Raw genomic sequence first — 15,360 nt, 5'->3', positions numbered from 1 at the left:
TCAGCTTGCCGCGTCAAGCTCCGCCTCGTAGTGCGTCTGCGCGCGGTCGAGGGCTTCGTCCGGGTCGCAGCCGTGGGCTCGTAGCCAGTGGAGGAGGTCGGCGATCAGGTCGATCGCCACCTCCTCCGCCACGGCTACCGAGAGCGGGCTGTTCGTCTCGGCACCCAGTGGGCGTCTTGCGGCGTAGGAGGTCAGCAGGGCTTCGCTTCGGGTTACCCGGGGACCCCCCGTGTGGCCGGACGGTGAGGTCAGGGTCGTGGCGAGTTCGCACCAGACGACCTTCGCCTCCGGCCGGAGAGTCACTCCCCATCGGTCCGCCAGTTCGTCCACCAGCAGCATGCCCCGTCCGGATTCCGCGTCTGGGGGAGGAGCGAGCAGGGTGGGCAGGGCCCGGATGTCCGGGTCGCGGAGTTCGAGGCGTACATGGGTGCCCTGTATCGAGACCGCGAGGGTTGTCGGCGTCCCGTCTCCCACGTGTCTGATGACGTTGGTGACCATCTCGCTGACGCAGATCTGTGCCGGTGCGATGACTTCCGGCAACCCCCAGAAGTCCAGGTGCATCTGGAGTACCCGTCGTAGGCCGGCCACCTCTCTCGGTTCCGCGAGAAATGGGACCTCCCAAGGCTTCCTCTGCATGCAGCTGCGTTGGTCAGTGGACATGAGCCTCACCTTCCGCCCTTCTGTGTACGCACAGTTACGCGTGATGTGAGGATGACAGTCACGCATCCCGATATGCAATGTGCACAGAAGGATTCCCTCCAACGAGTGATTGGCGGGCTCTTGCCTTTCGGATGGGATGGAACCTCCCCCGTCTCCCGAGGAGTTGAAGTGGCCGGATCACCTACCGCACGCCGTCGCCGACTGGCGATCGAGCTGAAGAAGTTGCGTGACGAGCACGCCCTGACCTGCAATCAAGTGGGCAAGGAGCTTGACTGGAGCGGTTCCAAGGTCAACCGGCTGGAGACGGGACAGGGGCGGGTGCAACCGTCCGATGTCGAGGCGCTGTGCCGCTTCTACGGGACCTCGGACGAACTGCGTGAGCTGCTGAAGTCGCTTGCCAAGCAGTCGAAGACCAAGGGGTGGTGGCATGCGCACGGTGACGCTGTCCCCTCTTGGTTTTCCGTGTACGTAGGACTCGAACAGGCCGTGAGCAGCCTGCGTACTTACCAGGGCGAGTTCGTCCCTGGCTTGTTGCAGACAGCCGAGTACGCCTCTGAACTGAGTCGGGTCACACCGGGCCTGTCGCACGATGACATCCCACGCCTCGTCGACGTCCGCATGCGACGCCAGGAACTGCTCACTGCGGCGAACCCGCCTGATTTCTGGGCCGTGGTGCATCAGAGCGTGGTCATGCAGGTCATCGGGAACCGACAGGTGATGGTCCGCCAGCTCGAACGTATGCTGGAAATGATGGAGCTGCGGAATGTGACGGTGCAGGTACTGCCCTACGATGCGGGCGCCTATCCGAGTACCGGCGCCTACAGTGTGCTCGGCTTCCCGGAGCAGGAGGATCCCGACATGGTGTACCGGGAGGGCCTGACCGACTCGGTCTATCTTGAACTTCCCACGGACGTCGACATCTATACCAAGGCGTTCGACCACCTCAGGGCCCTCGCCCTGAGCCCGCAGAGATCAGCTTCGCTGATCCGCTCGGCCATGGAGGATCACGCTCGATGACTCGGCCCCTCATAGAGGACCAGTGGCGAAAGAGCAGCTACAGCAACGGTGCCGGTGGTGAGTGCGTGGAAGTGGCATCCACCGGATCGACCGACGTCGTCATTCGTGACTCGAAGAACGTCGACGGGCCTCGTCTCGTGTTCGGGCCGGCCAGTTGGGCGGGGTTCGTGGGCACCCTGCGGCAGCAGGGGCTTGGGAGACGCACCGGAGCTTGAGCTTCTCGGCGATCACTGCCCCCGCCGCACACAGGAACGAGCCTGTGAGGAGCTGCAGCTGTCATGGATCGCGACAACGAGCCCTGGTTCAAGTCGTCCTACAGCGGCGGAAGCGGGACCGAGTGTGTCGAGATGGCTATTCTGAATCTGCGGGTGGTGAGGGGGTGAGGCCACGGACGTTGGGAATACGATCCGTTGGTTCATAGCGTCGCCACCGGGTTCGGGGCGTCCGCCGGGATCTGTTCGACGATCTCCCAGCGCTCGGCGATCAGGCCGTCCTGGATGCGGAACATGTCGGCCACCGCGATGTCGAGCGCGGCTCCGGGCAGCCAGCGCCGGGAGAACATCGTCATGTAGTCGCCTTCTGCCACGAGACGGCGGATGTCCATCCGCATCTCGGCGAGGGGCAGTTCGCGCGCTGCCGCGATCCAGTCCGCTTTCGTGGTGGTCCGGAACGGCAGCCCGTGGTCCTCGTAGTCGTCGCGCAGGAGTGGTGCGACGGCGTCGAGGTCGCCCTTGCCGTACAGCTCCAGGCAGGTGAGGACCAGGTTCTTGTTGTGAGTGCTCATGTCCAGGAGTGTGGCCGCGCGGTCGAGGACTGTCGATGAACTCGGAGTTCATGGACGGTGGTCGGCTCGTGTGGCTAGGGTCGACGCCGTGGAGACGGTAGGGGGCCTGTTACGCGAGTGGCGGCACAGCCGACGGCTGAGCCAGCTCGATCTCGCGCTGACGGCCGGCGTTTCGCCGCGGTATGTCAGTCTCATCGAGACGGGCCGGTCCCGGCCGAGCGCCGACATGGTGCTTCGGCTCGCGGCTCGGCTTGAGGTGCCGCTGCGGCAGCGCAATCGTCTGCTGGTGGCGGCCGGGTTCGCGCCGCGGTATCGCGAGCGGCCCCTCGACGAGCCGGACATGTCGGCCGTTCGGGACGCCGTGGTCAGGGTGCTGCGTGCGCACGAGCCCTATCCGGCGTTGGTCGTGGACCGGTGTTGGAACATCGTGATGGTCAACGCACCGATCGAGCACTTCCTCGCGGAGGTCGATCCCGATCTGCTCGGCGCTCCGGTCAACATGGTGCGGCTCGGGCTTGATCCACGGGGTCTCGCCTCTCTGATCGTCAACCTGGCAGAGGTTCGATCGCTCTTTCGCGCCCGGTTGTCGCGCCAGGTCGCCAAGACCGGTGACCCCGTGGTCGCGGCCTTGTACGACGAGTTCTTCGCGGAGGACGAGTCCGACGTATCAGTCCCCCGGCTGGAGTCGGAGGTGGCGACTCCGATGATCTTCCGCTTCCGAGGTCGCGAGTTGAGGTTGTTCTCGACCATCACGACGTTCGGAACCCCTCAGGACATCATGCTCGACGAGATCTCGATCGAGTCCTACTATCCGGCGGACGCCGACAGCGCCGCCGTCCTGCGAAGCGTCGCTGCCTGCCTGAGTTGAGAACGGGGTGCCGCTGAGGGGCCTCAGCCCGTTTTCCCGGCAGGGCAGTTGGGCCGGGGTTTTTGAGCGCGTTACGGCATCTACGGCTCGGGGGCTTCTCGGCGCTTGAGCTTCGAGGGTCGGGGGGCGGAAGAGGGGTGTTGAGCTGGGGGTTCGGGGGTGCTGGTGGGAAAGTGCTCATGGCTCGCTCAAGCGTTTTCACCCGGTTCACGCGCCCTTCGACGACCCCGGAACTCCACGGGAAGGTCAATCCGGCGATGACAGCGTCGAGGTCTTGGCGAAGGAAGGATGCTCATGCGAGGAAGACGTGGATGCGCACGCGCCGCGCCGGAGGGATCGGACCGGGGAACACGGCCGCGTCCCGGCCCACCGCGGCAAGACTTCAGGTGTTCGCCATCCCACCGCCCGCCGCTCGCCATCCAAGCAGCGGGTCGAGCTCGTACCCTTCCGCCATTCGAGTTGATCAGCATCCTGGAGGGGACATGCGAGACCGCGTACGGATCGCCTGCCGCGCAGCCGCGGTGGCCATCGCGCTGGCGGCAGCGGGGGGAGCGACCATCGTCCCGGCGGTGGCAGCGCCAGCCGGTATCACCCAAACCGCGCCGGCACCGGCGCCGACCGGCCTGACGTACAGCTATGACGCGGCCACCGAGCAGGTGACCGTCAGCTGGGACCCGAAGGACCCGGCGGACACCGTGACGACCGGCTACCGCGAGGGGTCTTGCGCCGGGCTTTCGTCCAGCGACGGGCCTTGCTTCGTCCGAGTGTCGCAGGCACCGCTGACCGGCAGTTCGTTCACGTTTCGCATGACCGCGGGCCGGACGCATTACTTCATACTGTGTGCCGAGAACGCGGCGCACCAGCTCACCCGTTCGGCGATCCTCACCATCACCACCTGAGATAGCCCGGCAGGATACGGCTGGCCCCGAGTCGACCCGTGACGACGTAGTAGAAGCGCTGCATTGGCCAGGTTCGGGGCCTTGCCGCAGGCTATTTCCGACCAGTTGCACGGCGGCGGCCTGCAAATTCCGCAGCCCACAGCGCCGTTCTTTGAAAGCTGCCTCTGTCAGTGAGCACTTTCCAGACTGGCTGTGGCGTCGGGGTGTTGGTGGGCATGGGTTGTACGGAACGACGAAGCTCCTGGTAGACGAGTTCTCGACCAAGATCACCTGTGTCCGCCGGGAGCTTCGCGCGCTTGTCCACCCGTCGTCGATCGATCTGTCCAGCCGCACGCTGCGGCACCTGACGAGGCAACTGGCCGTCTCACCGGCGGGAGATCGGCATGCGATGGCGGCTATCCACCCGTCGGCCGTCAGGCCCTGCCCGCCCTGGCCCACCTGCGATGCGGCGACACGTACGCCCAGCTCGCCGTAGGGTTCGAGATCGGCATCGCGACCGTCCACCGCTACATGCGCGAGGCCGTCGAAGTGGCGGCCGCCCAAAAACACAAGCGCCACAGCATGAACGTCCAGGTCATCGCAGATCCCTTCGGCCGACTGCTGTGGGCTTCCGCGGCCCTGCCCAGCTCCACCCACGACCTGACCGCCACGCGCGAACATCGGATCACCGACGCGCTCGCAACGGAAGGGCTGAAGTGCTGGGCGGACAAGGCGTACCAAGGGGCCGGCCGCCATGTCCGCGTACCTTCCGGGGCCGTCGACTCAAGCGCTGGAAGCGACGGCACAACAGCACCCACGTCAAAATCCGGTGCCTCGGCGAGCAGGCCATGGCCGTCCTGAAGGGCTGGCGCCTGCTACGCAAGCTCCGCTGCAGCACCAACCGGACCACCAACACCGTGAAGGCCGTCGTCGTCCTTCACCACGCCTCAACCTGAGGTTGGAAAGGGCTCACTGACTGCGCTGGGAGTTCGGGGGCGGTGGTGGGCCCGGGGCTCAAGTCCGTGCAAATCCGCGGTTCGGTGAGCACTCGATCTCGCGACCGGCGAGTACATCCAGCCCGCGCGGGCCACCTCGGTAGTTGGGATATCCGGGCCAGTTCGTTCGGGCGCGGCGCTACGTGGCCGCGCGAAGTTGTGCGGCCTCCTGGCGGAGCGCCTCCACGGTGGCTGTTACCTCGGGAGGGCGGTCGCGGCACGTGACGGCGACCGTGGTGCGGCCGAGCCAAGCGGGGTCGTCGACCTGGACGGTGCGGACGTCGGCGGGGACCGCGGCGGCGGCCAGTTCGGGGAGTACGGCGATGCCGAGACCGGTGGCGACCAGGCCGAGGCGAGTGGGCCATTCGCGGGCGGCGTAGGCGATCCGCGGGTGGTCAAGGGTCGGCCAGGCGCCGAACTGGGGGTCGTCGCGAAGGCCCTTGCCGACGATCCAGGGTTCGTCCTTCAGCTCGGTCACCGGGATGGTTCCGCGGCCGGCGAACCGGTGGTTCGCGGGGACGGCGAGCAGGAGGCCGCCGTCGAGGAGCAGGTCTCGGCGCAGTCCCTCGAAGTCGTAGGCGGGCAGGTCCGGTCCCACGCCGATGACCGCGACGTCGATGCGGTGAGTTCGCAGTTGGCGGAGCTGCGTGGGCGAGGACGCCTCGCCGAACTCGACGATCAGGGCCGGGTGGTCGTTGCGGAGGCGGGCCAATGTCCTGGGTACGAGCACGGCGGCGGCCGAAGGGAACGCCGCGATGGCGACTCGTCCGGTGAGGTGGTCGTGCAGCCCGGCGAGGTCCGTGCTGACGGCGTCGATCTCGTTGAGGACCGTCGCGGCTCGGCGGGCGAGCATCATGCCTGCGGGAGAGGGGGCTACCCCGCGGGCGCCTCTGACGAAGAGTGGTGCGCCCGCGGCGGCTTCCATCGCCGCCACCTGGCGGGACACCGCTGACTGCGTGTATCCGAGTGCGTCGGCCGCGGCGGTGAACGATCCGGTGTCGACGACGGCCTGGACGACGCGGAGGCCGGTGAGGGTGAAGTCAGCCATGCCGCCACCCTGACACATTCCATACTTGCATGTCTTCTATGCAAGACCCTCGCTGGTGGAATACCTGCACCGGCGGCACGCTGGAATGGAAACACCAAGCGATCCATCCGTAGAGGGACACTCACCGTGGCGAAGGCGTGGTTCATTACCGGCAGTTCCAGGGGCTTCGGCTTCGAATGGGCGGACACCGCCCTCGAACGAGGAGATCACGTGGTGGCGACGGCTCGGGACGTCACCATGCTGACCTCTTTGGTCGAGCGGTACGGGGATGCGGTACTCCCGGTTCGGCTCGATGTCACCGACCGTGTCGCGGTGCATGCGGCAGTGCGACAGGCCCACGCGCGTTTCGGGTCGCTGGACATCGTCGTGAACAACGCCGGCTATGGGCATTTCGGCATGGTCGAGGAGTTGGACGAGGCCGAACTCCGGGCTCAGATGGAGACCAACTTCTTCGGTGCGGTGTGGGTCACCCAGGCCGTACTGCCCCTCATGCGGTTGCAACGATCGGGAAGGATCCTGCAGGTGACCAGCGAGGGCGGTGTACGCGCTTTCCCCGGCATCGGCGCCTACCACGCCTCCAAATGGGCCCTTGAAGGGCTCTCGGAGTCCCTGGCGCAAGAAGTGACAGCGTTCGGCATCCACATCACCAACGTCGAGCCCGGACCCTACGCCACCGACTGGCTCGCTCGCGGGGCACAGCACAGTGAGCCGCACCCGGAGTACGCCGAAGCCCATGCGGCCGCCGCGCAGGAATTCGAGGTCGGCGACCCCCGCGCGACCCGCGACGCGATCCTTCGGATCGTCGACGCGGAAAAGCCCCCGCTGAGGATCTTCCTGGGCAAGTCGTTCACCGACGTCGCCGGCCTCTACCAGGAGCGTCTGAACACTTGGCGCCAGTGGCAGCCGGTCTCCCTGGCCGCGTTCGGTTGACTCATCGATCCACCATGGCCGCACAGCTGACGCGGCGGCGCCGAAGCATTCAGCGCTGGGCGGCGTAGCGCCCGGGTGGGGAGCCGGAGAGGGGACGGAAGGCGTTGCCGAAAGTGCTTGCCGACCCGTGTCCCACGCCGCGGGCGACTTCGTCAATGGTCCGGCCGCCTTGTACGAGGAGCTCCGTCGCGGGTTCCATGGGACCGGACAGGCGGCTTCGGAGGCGGTGTGTCAGACCCTCCTTCTAGGGTTCTGCCATGACTCCTGAGATGCGGTACCGGTTACGTTCCTTCCGTGAGGCGGCGCTCGCGAAGGGCATCCCCGCCGACGACGTGGAGCGGTGGGTGGCCACCGGGCGGCCGTGCGCGACGCTGATGGGGCGCGGGGACGGGCCGGTCGTGGGCCGGGGCGGCGGGCCGCTCCTGCTTCCCGCCGGCGCCGCGGATCCCTTGTTCCCCTTCGTCGCCTCCATCGAGCTCGCGGCGCTGCCCGCCGACGTGACGGACCTCGCCCTGCCTCCCGACGGCCAACTGCTGCTGTTCGCCTTCCCTGACCACGCCGACGAATACGAATCCATGGGCAGCGTGGTCCACGTCCCCGCCGGTACGGCCGTCGAGGAGCGGGACAGGTATGCCTGGAACGAGGACGACGAGGACGAATACCGCGAGATGTTCGAGGACTTTCCGCAGGGGCCGCTGCGGATGACGGCCGATGTGTCGCTGCCTCACCACAAGGCGGTCGATGCCTCCGGAGGGTGCGTTCCGCTGCCCGGACATCCCCGTGCCGAGGAACTGGTCGACGTGTGGGAGAGCGTCGAGTCCGCCTCGTACCCCATCGGGAAGGATTTCCAGATCGGTGGATACGCCGATGAGGAGGCCGTCTACACCGACCCGGTCGCGCATGCCGTGGACCGCGCCGTGAAGGCGGTGGAAGCGGGTCGATGGGAGGGACCGGTTTCGGGTGACATCGAGGACTGGGTGCTCCTCGCCGACTGGTACTGCGACGTCAGAGATCACGAAAGCGCCACCGTCCACTGGGTGATCCAGCGCACGGACCTGGCCGCGCGGCGCTTCGACCGCGTGTACGCCGATGTCTTCTCGAACCCCTGACCTGTGCGCGGCATCCGGGCGGTCTCCGAGTGCCAGGTCGCCGTGTCGGGGTCGATGCCGTCTGCGCGGGCGGCGGCGTCGATGATTCGGGGGAACCATGTGGCGAGGCCGGCGCGGATGCCGTGGACCGCCGGGCGGATGGCCTCGTTGGCCGGCTGTCCGGAACGTGTGCGGCAGGCCCGCTGATGCCGCCGGGGCCGACGGGTGCGACCAGTCCGGTCCACCCGCCTCGTGCCCCGCTTCGGCCTCTTTCGCGGCTGCGGCGTCGCGCCGTCAGGGGCTCAGTTCTGCGCACGCGCGGCGGGGTTGTCCTGGCGTGCGAGGCGGGAGAGGAGCCTGGCGTACACCGTTGTCGCCGCCGCGACAACGGTCGCCAGCACCGCCAGTGCGAGGATGCCCAGCAGCGCGGGCCACTCACGCCACGCGTCGTGGCACCGGAAGCTGTCGGACGGCAGCTCGATCAGCGGGCCCCGGCATATGGGCCTGCCGCTGCGCTCGGGACCGTAGTCGGCGATCATCAGGACAGCGAACAGCCCCCAGATCACCAGGGCCAGGAGCATCCACGCGATCGACCACATGTCGATACGGCGTGCGCGCCGACGTTCCTGTTCGGCATGCTCCTGTTCGGCACGGTCCCGTTCGGCAGTCAAGTACGCGGGTTTTTGCGGGACCGGAGCGCCGGCAGTCATGTTTCCCCCTGTTGATCAGCAGTGTTCGGAGGGCAGTTCATCACACCGCGCGGGATGGCGGCTCAGTGGCGGGCCCGGCTCAGTGCTGGATCAGGCCGCCCACCGGGACGGGAGCGGTGTGGCCCGTTGCCGGAAGCGTCCGGGCCAGGGCGAGGCCGATGTCGACCAGGGACGACCGGCGCAGGGACGCCACGTCGGGGATCGGGGTCCAGACCGACTCTGCGATGTCGCCGTTCGGCTCGGGCCGGAGCCGGCCACCGGTGAGACGGACCCGGTAGAAGACGCCGACATTCTGGTGCTCGACTCCCGCACGCGCGGCGGCCGCGGGGATCACCCGTGAGTCCACTCCCAGCAGGCGATCCACCACCGCGTCGCGGCCGGTCTCCTCGGCGACCTCCCGGATCACCGCGTCGAACGGATCCTCCGCGTGCTCGACCCGGCCGCCCGGAAGGGTCCAGGTGCTCTCGCCCTTCGGCGGTACGTGACGGGCGAGCAGGACCCGCCCGTCCTCGACGCACACGGCGTACGCCGCCAGCCGGAAGCTCATCCCCCGGACTCTATCCCGGCGCCCCGCCTCCGGTCAGAAGATCGCCGGCGGATTGACCGGTACGCCGGTCAGCCCGTGGATGCGCGGGGGTGCCACCGTGAGCAGGAAGGCGTAGCGGCGCGAGTTTCTGGTGGGAACGAGTGGCGGGCGGTGGGGCACCCGTACGTGGTTCTCCCGGGCCGCCCGCGACGGTGACTCCTGGGCGGCGCAGCCCGCCGGTGATGCCTCGGAACCGCTGCCGGGCGTCGCGTCGGACCCGGGCGCGGCGCCGGGCACGACGCGCGGCCCGGCGGTCCCGGCCGGCCGTCCGGCCCGGTTGCCGGGGCGGCTGCCGGGGCGGTCCCGGGCTTATGCCGTGCTCGCCTCCGTCGGGCGGCGGTGTCCCGCCCTGTCGCTGTCCGCCGCCGACTGCGCCGAGTTGGAGCCGCTGGCCGCCGAGTGGTTCGTACGGGGAGCCGGTGAGGAGGATGTGCTGCGGGCCCTCACCGGTGGGCTGCCCGTGCCCGTTCATCATCCGGCCGGGTTGGTCCGGTCGCGGCTCGTGGCCAAGCTGCCGCCCGAACTCGCGGCGGAGCCCGTGGAGGACACTCCCCCGGCCGTCGCCGAGTGTTCCTCCTGCCGGGCGCCGGTGCGGCCGGGGGCGCTGCGGGACGGGGAGTGCGGAGTCTGCCGGGGTGAGGCCGCGCCCGTACGGTCGACCGGGGTGCTGCCGCCCGAGCGGGTCCGGACGCGGGTCGCCGAGGTCAGGGCCGCCGCGCTGGGGCGGGCCGTGACGTGAGAACGACATCCGGGAAGGACTCGTCCAAGGTGGTCAGCCACCCTGGTAGATCGTGGTGCACAACAGCGTGGCGCCATCGTCCACCAGCCAGGCCCAGTAGCGCGTCCGGTCGCCTGCCACCCGGAGGCAGTTGTTCGCGTTCGCGCCCGCCGGGGCGCGGTAGACGCCCGTGATGCTCATGATCTGGTTGAACGGGACGGGCACCGGCTCGCGGCGGCAGGCCGTGGCCGTCATCATGCCGAGGGTGATCGTGTCGCCGGACTGCTGGCCCAGCATGCAGTAGTTGACGTGGTAGACGCGGGTGAGGCAGAGCTTCGTGGTGTTGCCGGTGGTGGCGGACCGGTAGCTCCAGTACGACTTCCCGTAGCTGGTGGGGCAGACCGTGTCGGTGGCGGACACCCGGACCAGCGCCTGATCGTCGGCGCAGGACACGGGGCTCGGCGGAACATCGACGCTCCAGTCGATGCGAGTGCCGCCGCGGCCCGTGTCGTAGACCGCCAGGCAGTCGCCGGCCGAGATGGCTTTGAACGCCTGTTCGGTGGGATCCGGAGTGGGTGTCGACGGCTCGGGGGCGGGCTCGTCGGTGCTCCCCGCACCGGTGTCAGGGTCATCGGGGTCAGGCTCGTCAGTGCTTCCCTCACCGGGGTCAGGGGGGTCGGGGGCGTGGCCGGCCGGCCTCGGCGTGTCCGAGGCCGGGCTGGAGCTGGATGGGGGCGTATCGGACAACAGGTCTTTCAACTCCGACGCGTCGCTCACGCCCAGCCAAGCCAGGATCGACAGCACGGATGCGATTCCCCCGAGCAGTGCCCATAACTTGGCAGCGGAATGTTCACCGGATGCGCCTGCCACATTGCCCTCCCCCGTCGAAGGCTCAGACGATATGAGCTTTTTGGCGCCGATGAGCGTCGAACTCCCATTATGCAAGCCCTATTGGTCACCCCTACACAGATCCCGCACCCATCCTGGGCCTCTCAGCCTCGTGGGACTTCTCGCACACACCTCTATGCGGAGGCGGGGCCGTCCGGCCACACCTGGATGTGATCCTGCTCCAGCTCCAGCAGCACCCGCTGCTCCATGCCGAGCGCCGCCGTGTACTCCGCGGGCAGCTGGAGCCGGCCGGCCCGGTCCAGCATCGCGTACTCCCGGGCCACCACCGACTCCTGGCCCTCCGCGTCGATCTCCGTACGCCGCAGGACCTCGGACGACGTACGGCCGTCACGGATCGCGACCGTACGGCGGACCTCGTCCTCGACCGCCTGGTCGTGCGTGACGATCACGATCGTCGTCCCCAGTTCCTCGTTGGCCCGGCGGAACGCCGCGAAGACCTGCTCGCCCGACGCCGAGTCCAGCTCGCCGGTCGGTTCGTCGGCGAGGAGTACGGACGGGGAGTTGGCCAGGGCCACGGCGATCGCCACGCGCTGCTGCTGGCCGCCGGAGAGCTGGTGCGGGCGGCGGTCCGCGCAGTCGGTCACATCCAGCATCGCGAGGAGTTCCCTCGCCCGCTCGCCCTTCGCCCTCGACGTGCGGGCGGCGCGCGGCCGTTCGGCGCCCCGCGGGCCGCGGCGGCCCCGTAGCTGCATCGGCAGGGCGATGTTCTGGACCGCGGTCAGGTACGGGAGGAGATTGCGCGCCGTCTGCTGCCAGACGAAGCCGACCACCTCGCGGCGGTAGCCCAGGCGGACCTTCGCGTCCATCGCGAGCAGATCGCGGCCCGCGACCCGGGCCGCGCCGGCCGTGGGGACGTCCAGGCCCGCGAGGATGTTCATCAGCGTGGACTTGCCGCTGCCGGACGCCCCCACCAGGGCCATCAACTCGCCCTCCTGGACGGTGAGATCGAGCCCCTGGAGCGCCTGGACCTCCACGCCGTCGGTGGTGAAGACCCGGACCAGCCGGTCGCAGGTGATCAGCGCGTCGTGCCCGTAGGAGGGGCGGTCGCGGTGCGCCGTCGCCTGCCGTTCCAGCTCACTGAGGGTGGGCGTCGAGGTGGGTGTGGAGGTGGGTGTGGGCTCGGAGGGGTCGGGGCGGGGGGTCCGGGTCGGTTTCGTCATCGCGCGTCTCCCACTCTCAGTTCTGTGATCGATCCGCGTCTGCCCGCCCACCATGCCTGACCGGCGGCGACCGCTCCCGCGAGGAGCAGCACCCCGGCCGCCGGGAGCCCCAGGGACCAGATGTCCGTACGGAGCGTCACGCCGCCCACCGAGGACGCGGAGGCCACGGCGAGCTGGGCCAGGTCGATGCCGGGGGCCAGCAGCCGGATGGTGGACCAGCCGACGAGGATGCCGCCCCCGGCGGCCAGCAGCGCCTGCGGCAGGGCTTCCAGGCCCAGCAGTTGGCGGCCCTGGCGGGTGGTGAGGCCCATGGTGCGCAGCCGGGCGAGCAGGGCGCGGCGTTCGGGCGCGGTGTGCAGGAGGGAGAGGAGGAGGGCGATGACCGCGTAGGCCGCGCCGGCCAGGACGGCGACGGTGTAGATCAGCTCGGCGCCCGACTGGAGCGACGACGCGGTGAACCCCGCCCGCTCCTCGCTCAGCAGGCTCACCTCCGGGGCCTGGAACCGGTTCGGGGAGGCGGCGGCCCCGGCCCCGGCTTCCTCCCCGGACTGGGCGTCCCTCGCCGCCGCCCGCAGCTCTCCTCCGTCCAGCCGGTCTCCCGTGACCAGCAGGGTCGTCGGTGCCGCCGCCGTCAGGGCCGCGCTGTCCACCAGCAGGAACTCGGAGCGCGGGGCGGCCGGGGTGTGGGGCCGGACCGTGGTGATCCGTACGGTGATCTCACCCGCCGACGAGACGATCCGGCGCGGCTCCGTGCCCAGCCGCTCGGCGGTGCCGGGGGACGCCACCGCGTTCACCACGCCGTCCCGGCCGCGCGCCGTCAGCGCGTCGGCGGGGAACGCCCCGAGGTCCTGATGCCGGGCCAGCCGGGCGTAGGTGCCGGGTTCGACGCCGATCAGGGTGACGGGCTTCTGCAGCTCGGCCGCGGCCTCCGTCCCGGTGGCGGTCCCGTCTCCGGTCCCGGTCCCGGTTCCGGTCTCCGTGGACGGTTTCGGTTCCGCGAGCGTGTCGATCCGTACCGGCGCCACGTCCCGTACGCCGTCCACCTGGCGCGCCGCCCGTTCCGCGCCCGCGGGCAGCGGCAGGGCGTCGCGCGGGGTGGAGATCCGCGCGTCCGCGCCGACGCCCAGCAGGGCGGCCCGGTCGCGGGCCTCGGTGATCCCGGACAGTACGGAGCCGCCGAACGCCGCCGTCGTCAGCGCGATGAGCAGGGCCAGCAGCGGCAGCGCGGTCGACGACGCCGGGGAGCGGCCCGCGCGCGCCAGCGCCAGGAAACCGATCGCCCCGCGCAGCCGCGCCGCCGGACGGGCCGCGAAGCGCAGGGGCAGCGGGTAGAGCCGTACGAGGACGAACGCGGCGATCAGCGCCACCAGGACGGGGGCCGCGCTCACCAGCAGGTCGCCCGCGCCACCGGATGAGCCGGACGAGCCGGCCGTGCCCGCGGAGTCCGACGTGCCCCGGCGGCGCAGCGCCGCCACCGAGGCCACGGCCAGCAGGAGCAGGGTCAGTTCGGCCACGGTACGGCGGCGGCTCGGGCGGGCCGCCGCCAGGTCCTCGCGGCCCCCGTACGCGCGCGCCCCGCGCAGTGGTGGAACGGCGCGCAGCGGGAGCACCACGCAGGCCAGCAGCGCGACGGCGGACGCGGCGAACACGGCGGGCAGCAGGCGTACCCCGGTCGCGCCGCCAGCCTCGGCCCCGGTTCCGGTCCCGTCAACCAGGAGCACCGCGAGCAGCAGCCCGGCCCCGGCGGCGGGCAGCGCGATCACGGCGCTCTCGGCGAGCAGCCGGCCGCCGATGCCGAGCAGGGAGCCGCCGCGCGAGCGCAGCAGGGCGAGTTCGGCGGTGCGGCCCGCGGCGATCAGACCGCCCGCCATGGCGAGGACGACGGCGGCGACGGTGCCGATCCCGAAGGCCGCGACGACGACCACGCGCGCGATCTCCTCGCGCGTCGCGAGATGGGAGCCGACGACCGTGCCGAGGCCGGTCCGCACGACCGCGTTCCCGCCCGCGAGCTCCCGCATCCGCAGCAGGTCGGGGCCGCTTTCCAGGGACGCGGTCCGCCGCTCCAGCTCCACCGCGTCCGCGGCGGTCAGTCCGCCGGTGACGGGGGCGAAGCGCCAGTACTTCTCCGCCTCCGTACGGGTGCCGAGGAGCGCGGGCGCGGCCTCGGGCGCCAGCAGCAGCCCGGCCTCCCAGCGGAGCGCGGGCGGCAGGGTCGGCAGGGCGTTCAGCCCCGGGGTGCGCAGGAGCGGTTCGGCGGACCAGTAGCTTCCCCCGGGGGCGCGGGGTTCGACCAGGCCGGTGATCCGTACCGTGAGGGCCTGCGTCCCGTGACGGTCACTCAGGTTGAGTACGGAGCCGACGCGCAACCGCAGTTCGCGGGCGGTCGCCGTGGTCACGGCGGCCTCCAGCTCCGTCGTGCGCGGGCCGACGTCCGGCCCGGCGGAGGGCAGGCGTCCGCTCCGTACGGTGGCGTGCGCGGCCACGTCCGACTGCGTGGCGAGGGTGAAGCGGGGCGGATACCCCTCGGGACGCGGCAGCCAGCGGTCCATGCCGGTCAGGGGTTCGCCGGTGCGTACCCCGTAGGCGGACTGGCCGAGGTCCACCCGCAGCGGGCTCGGCAGGCTCCGCGCCGCCTGCCGGTGCACGGCTTCGAGCGCGTCGGGGAGCATCGCGGCCACCCGCTGGGGCTCGGGGATCTCCAGGCCCGCCTGGGGAGCGGTCAGTTGCACCATGGTGTTGGTGGCGGGCGTGCCGGCGATCTCGCGGCGCAGCCCGTCGGTCTCGTACGCGTCGACGGCCCGGGGGAACGCGGCGGCGAGGAAGGCCGTGAGCAGGACGAGCGCCCCGAAGGCGGCGGCGACCCCGGGCGCGGTCCGCAGCCGGGTGCGGACCCAGGGGGCGACGGGGCGCGTACCGCCCGCCTTCCGGGGCGGTGCGGGGGTGGGTTTGGAGGCGACAGGGCCGGGGGTGGTGGGCTCGGGGGTGGTGGGTCCGTGCGTACGGGTCATG

At 70.3% G+C, this 15,360-nt stretch carries 16 protein-coding genes and 2 pseudogenes; 9 read left to right on the top strand and 9 right to left on the bottom strand.

The window, feature by feature from the left end:
* A complete protein-coding gene (locus tag AB0P17_RS21025) occupies window positions 1–660 on the bottom strand; it encodes an ATP-binding protein (protein WP_365813058.1) in 660 nt (219 codons plus the stop codon).
* Window positions 661–828: 168 nt separating this feature from the next.
* Between AB0P17_RS21025 and AB0P17_RS21020 the strand changes: the two genes are divergently transcribed.
* The 3 genes from AB0P17_RS21020 (at window position 829) to AB0P17_RS21010 (ending at window position 2,060) form a co-directional block, all read left to right on the top strand.
* Window positions 829–1,677, top strand: coding sequence for a helix-turn-helix transcriptional regulator (locus AB0P17_RS21020; RefSeq protein ID WP_365813056.1), 849 nt, complete (start codon window positions 829–831; stop codon window positions 1,675–1,677).
* On the top strand, window positions 1,674–1,892 hold the full coding sequence (locus tag AB0P17_RS21015) for a DUF397 domain-containing protein (protein ID WP_365813054.1): 219 nt from the start codon (window positions 1,674–1,676) through the stop codon (window positions 1,890–1,892). Before AB0P17_RS21020 ends, AB0P17_RS21015 begins: the two co-directional genes overlap by 4 nt.
* A gap of 63 nt (window positions 1,893–1,955) precedes the next feature.
* The gene (locus AB0P17_RS21010; protein WP_365813052.1) at window positions 1,956–2,060 is read left to right on the top strand and encodes a DUF397 domain-containing protein; all 105 of its coding nucleotides are present in this window, start codon (window positions 1,956–1,958) and stop codon (window positions 2,058–2,060) included.
* Between the two features lie 32 nt (window positions 2,061–2,092).
* On the opposite strand, the gene AB0P17_RS21005 is transcribed toward AB0P17_RS21010, so the two are convergent.
* Window positions 2,093–2,461, bottom strand: coding sequence for a nuclear transport factor 2 family protein (locus AB0P17_RS21005; RefSeq protein WP_365813050.1), 369 nt, complete (start codon window positions 2,459–2,461; stop codon window positions 2,093–2,095).
* Between the two features lie 88 nt (window positions 2,462–2,549).
* Between AB0P17_RS21005 and AB0P17_RS21000 the strand changes: the two genes are divergently transcribed.
* From AB0P17_RS21000 to AB0P17_RS20990, 3 genes and pseudogenes are all read left to right on the top strand, one after another.
* Window positions 2,550–3,329, top strand: coding sequence for a helix-turn-helix transcriptional regulator (locus AB0P17_RS21000; protein WP_365813049.1), 780 nt, complete (start codon window positions 2,550–2,552; stop codon window positions 3,327–3,329).
* A gap of 482 nt (window positions 3,330–3,811) precedes the next feature.
* Window positions 3,812–4,228: a hypothetical protein gene (locus AB0P17_RS20995; RefSeq protein WP_365813047.1), complete on the top strand. Its 417-nt coding sequence runs from the start codon at window positions 3,812–3,814 to the stop codon at window positions 4,226–4,228.
* 265 nt (window positions 4,229–4,493) lie between these two features.
* Window positions 4,494–5,163: pseudogene (locus AB0P17_RS20990) on the top strand (transposase family protein).
* 178 nt (window positions 5,164–5,341) lie between these two features.
* Here AB0P17_RS20990 and AB0P17_RS20985 read toward each other — a convergent pair.
* Complete coding sequence (locus AB0P17_RS20985; protein ID WP_365813046.1) at window positions 5,342–6,250, bottom strand: LysR family transcriptional regulator; 909 nt, start codon at window positions 6,248–6,250, stop codon at window positions 5,342–5,344.
* Between the two features lie 126 nt (window positions 6,251–6,376).
* On the opposite strand from AB0P17_RS20985, the gene AB0P17_RS20980 reads away from it, so the two are divergent.
* Together AB0P17_RS20980 and AB0P17_RS20975 are read left to right on the top strand one after the other, a co-directional pair.
* Window positions 6,377–7,180 carry an SDR family NAD(P)-dependent oxidoreductase gene (locus AB0P17_RS20980; RefSeq protein ID WP_365813045.1) on the top strand — a complete coding sequence of 268 codons (804 nt, stop codon included), beginning with the start codon at window positions 6,377–6,379 and terminating at the stop codon, window positions 7,178–7,180.
* Between the two features lie 257 nt (window positions 7,181–7,437).
* On the top strand, window positions 7,438–8,289 hold the full coding sequence (locus AB0P17_RS20975; RefSeq protein WP_365813043.1) for a DUF1963 domain-containing protein: 852 nt from the start codon (window positions 7,438–7,440) through the stop codon (window positions 8,287–8,289).
* A 32-nt stretch (window positions 8,290–8,321) separates the two neighbouring features.
* Here the strand turns inward: AB0P17_RS20975 and AB0P17_RS20970 are convergent.
* The 3 genes and pseudogenes from AB0P17_RS20970 to AB0P17_RS20960 all read right to left on the bottom strand — a co-directional run.
* Window positions 8,322–8,408: pseudogene (locus AB0P17_RS20970) on the bottom strand (MerR family transcriptional regulator); the annotation flags it as partial.
* A gap of 162 nt (window positions 8,409–8,570) precedes the next feature.
* Complete coding sequence (locus AB0P17_RS20965) at window positions 8,571–8,939, bottom strand: hypothetical protein (protein ID WP_365813041.1); 369 nt, start codon at window positions 8,937–8,939, stop codon at window positions 8,571–8,573.
* A gap of 118 nt (window positions 8,940–9,057) precedes the next feature.
* On the bottom strand, window positions 9,058–9,525 hold the full coding sequence (locus AB0P17_RS20960; RefSeq protein WP_365813039.1) for an NUDIX hydrolase: 468 nt from the start codon (window positions 9,523–9,525) through the stop codon (window positions 9,058–9,060).
* A gap of 130 nt (window positions 9,526–9,655) precedes the next feature.
* Between AB0P17_RS20960 and AB0P17_RS20955 the strand changes: the two genes are divergently transcribed.
* Window positions 9,656–10,303 (top strand): hypothetical protein, encoded by a 648-nt coding sequence (locus AB0P17_RS20955; RefSeq protein ID WP_365813037.1) that lies wholly within the window; start codon window positions 9,656–9,658, stop codon window positions 10,301–10,303.
* Between the two features lie 33 nt (window positions 10,304–10,336).
* On the opposite strand, the gene AB0P17_RS20950 is transcribed toward AB0P17_RS20955, so the two are convergent.
* From AB0P17_RS20950 to AB0P17_RS20940, 3 genes are all read right to left on the bottom strand, one after another.
* Entirely contained in the window at window positions 10,337–11,086 is a 750-nt protein-coding gene (locus tag AB0P17_RS20950) for a hypothetical protein (RefSeq protein WP_365813035.1), read from the bottom strand.
* Between the two features lie 218 nt (window positions 11,087–11,304).
* Window positions 11,305–12,351 (bottom strand): ABC transporter ATP-binding protein, encoded by a 1,047-nt coding sequence (locus tag AB0P17_RS20945; protein ID WP_365813033.1) that lies wholly within the window; start codon window positions 12,349–12,351, stop codon window positions 11,305–11,307.
* Window positions 12,348–15,359 carry an ABC transporter permease gene (locus AB0P17_RS20940; RefSeq protein ID WP_365813031.1) on the bottom strand — a complete coding sequence of 1,004 codons (3,012 nt, stop codon included), beginning with the start codon at window positions 15,357–15,359 and terminating at the stop codon, window positions 12,348–12,350. Before AB0P17_RS20940 ends, AB0P17_RS20945 begins: the two co-directional genes overlap by 4 nt.
* Window position 15,360 lies beyond the last annotated feature (1 nt).

Origin of the sequence: Streptomyces sp. NPDC088124 (genome assembly GCF_040685895.1) — a bacterium.
GTDB lineage: Bacteria > Actinomycetota > Actinomycetes > Streptomycetales > Streptomycetaceae > Streptomyces.
The sequence above is the reverse complement of the archived record's forward strand: the minus strand, read 5'-3'. Positions and strand labels throughout refer to the sequence as shown.